Here is a 2,619-nt window from a genome sequence, read left to right on the forward strand (position 1 = left end):
GAAACAACAGCTATAACACAGCTGGCTTTGCGTTTGCTTATTCTGACAGGAGTCCGTAGGAAGCCCTTGTGTCATATGCATAAAGATCAAATTGAGGGGGATATATGGACTATCCCTGCTGAGAATATGAAAGGAAGGCGTGATGCTACAACAGAATTTCGTGTGCCTTTATCATCAGAAGCAATGAAAGTAATTGAACAAGCCCGATGTATCTCTAAAAGTGATTTCATCTTTTCATTTACTAATCGTGGTCCTCTTTCACCTACGATAATGGCTACGTATATGAGAAAAAATAAAATTGAAGCCTGCCCCCATGGTTTTCGCTCTAGTTTACGCGATTGGCTTGCTGAAACAACCGATGCCCCCTATGAGGTTGCTGAAACCATTCTAGCTCATACGGTTGGGGGTAAAGTAGAGCGTGCCTATCGTCGTACTGATTATTTAGAACAGCGCCGTGTCTATATGGATAAATGGACGGCTTATGTCACAGGTCAATCTTAAGATATGGGGTGTAATACCCCATTATCTGTGGATAACTTTATCTCTCTGTTCTCTCATTCTTTATCAATAAGACTCATAAATTATCACATGAGAAAATGTATAATAAAATACTGTTTTCTATGAATAAAATACCTTCAAAAATAAACCAAAATGTGCTTAATAAATGGGCATGATTTGTTATCATTTTTTTACTTTTGAAAGGATTTTACGATGACAGAAAATGATATTCTTTTAACAGACCGTGAAAGTGCAAAACTACTTCATATGAGTGTCTCAACTTTCCGCCGTCATGTGACCAATGGCTCTCTTCCAAAACCTTTAAAATTTGGTTTTTTATCGCGTTGGTTACAATCGGATCTTTTGAATGTTATCGAACAAGCAAAACAGCAACGTCAAAGTGATGCGGCATAAAAAAAACCTTGTCACATAAGGATGGACAAGGCTTTTCATTTTCACACGATGATTATGGATAGCAGAGTCCGTCCTATGATGCAATCATTATAGGATCAAAAAATATGTTTTCTTTTACGAATGCTTGGGGCATCACACGTGCCTTGCATGGGGTTTGGTATGGTGTTATGGACTTGCCCGTTGCCCTGCTCACGATGATCAATTGCCTAGTTTATCCATTACCAATGGAAATGATGGGCGTCTCTTACTCACTTGTTATGCTGGCTGTTCTTTTAGAGAGATCATACAAGCGCTCAGAAGAATTGGCTTGCTGGGGAAACAAGCCTTTTTAAAAGCCAATGGCTGCAAAACAGATCAAAAACCAGCAGATGATGCGGGTCGTAAAGCAGATTTTACTTTAGCAAAGCGTGCTTATAGCCAAGGCTTTGAGGTCTTTATCATGCAAGCTCCAAAAGGAACCGATTTCAACGATTTTCTCTATTATTCAAGGTACGTAATATGAAACAAGATAATAAAAATATTTTAGAGAATAATGCCCCCGTCAATGATAACGATAATGCCTCTTTAAATGATAATGCTTGTTTAAAAGCCATTCCTTATGAACAAGCCTTGCAACAAAATGGTTGGGGAGAATTAAAACCAATTGCTACGGCTCTCTTACCCGTCGAACCTTTTAATCCATTACAGCTCCCAATGCCATTCATGGACTATATTTATGACGTTTCAGAGCGTCAACAAGCCCCTCTCGATTTTATGGCTGTCTCTGCTCTCTGTGGTTTGGCTGCTGTGATTGGAAATGGCGTGCGAGTTGCTCCAAAACAACATGATGATTGGACAATTGTTCCTAATCTCTGGGGCGCTCTTATTGGTCAATCGTCAACATATAAAACACCAGCCATGAAAGCCGCTTTAGCTCCTATCACGCGCCTTCAAAAGGAATGGTATAAAGAGTGGTTAAAACAGAAACAAAGACTAGAAATTGAAGAGAGGCTAGAAAGTTTAGACAAAAGAGAAAAAGAAAGACAAGCCAATAAAGCGCTAAAAAAAGGAGAGTGTGAAACAGCCCGTGCTCTGTTGTTTGAAACGCTCTCTAAAGACAGTGCTCATGATGATGATGTCTCGCGTTTTATTGTCAATGATGTGACCGTCGAAAAGCTTGGGGAATTGTTAAAAGAAAACCCCCGTGGTCTCTTAATGGTCCGTGATGAATTGTCTGGTTTTTTAGCCAATTTGGAGAGAAAGGAATATCAAACAGACCGTTCTTTCTATTTAACAGCTTTTAATGGAGATGATCAATTTACCTATGACCGTATCGAGCGTGGAACCATTTTTATTCCCCATGTAACTTTATCAATGATTGGAGGCATTCAACCTTCACGAATTATTCCCATTATTCAAGCCATGCACCGTGGAATAAACGATGACGGCTTATTGCAACGGTTTCAAATGCTGGTGTGGCCCGATGAGACAAAAGATTGGCAATTGGTTGATAGACCTCCCAATCAAGAGGGTTGGCAAAAGTATGAAGGTGTTTTTCGTTCTTTTCGTGATAAACGACTAGGTTCTCCAGAACATCCGCTGATCATGCGTTTTATGCCAAAAGCACAAGAGAAATTTTATGAATGGTTAGAAAATCTTCATAGAGAGGCAAAAAGTGGTCGTTTCTCTGAAAGCTTACAATCGCATGTTTTAAAAATGCCAAAGACC

General features: G+C 39.5%; 3 protein-coding genes and 1 pseudogene. All 4 read left to right on the plus strand.

Going from position 1 to position 2,619, the window contains the following annotated elements:
- The coding region (locus FNZ60_RS08460) for a tyrosine-type recombinase/integrase (protein ID WP_142417152.1) at nt 1–501 on the plus strand (501 nt) is incomplete at its 5' end.
- A 210-nt stretch (nt 502–711) separates the two neighbouring features.
- Complete coding sequence (locus FNZ60_RS08465) at nt 712–912, plus strand: helix-turn-helix transcriptional regulator (RefSeq protein ID WP_007347209.1); 201 nt, start codon at nt 712–714, stop codon at nt 910–912.
- Nucleotides 913–1,016: 104 nt separating this feature from the next.
- Nucleotides 1,017–1,240 (plus strand): annotated as a pseudogene (locus FNZ60_RS10675) (hypothetical protein); the annotation flags it as partial.
- Between the two features lie 170 nt (nt 1,241–1,410).
- On the plus strand, nt 1,411–2,619 hold a 1,209-nt coding region (locus FNZ60_RS08475; protein WP_142417153.1), incomplete at its 3' end, for a YfjI family protein.

The sequence above is a fragment of the Bartonella massiliensis genome (assembly GCF_902150025.1).
Lineage (GTDB): Bacteria > Pseudomonadota > Alphaproteobacteria > Rhizobiales > Rhizobiaceae > Bartonella > Bartonella massiliensis.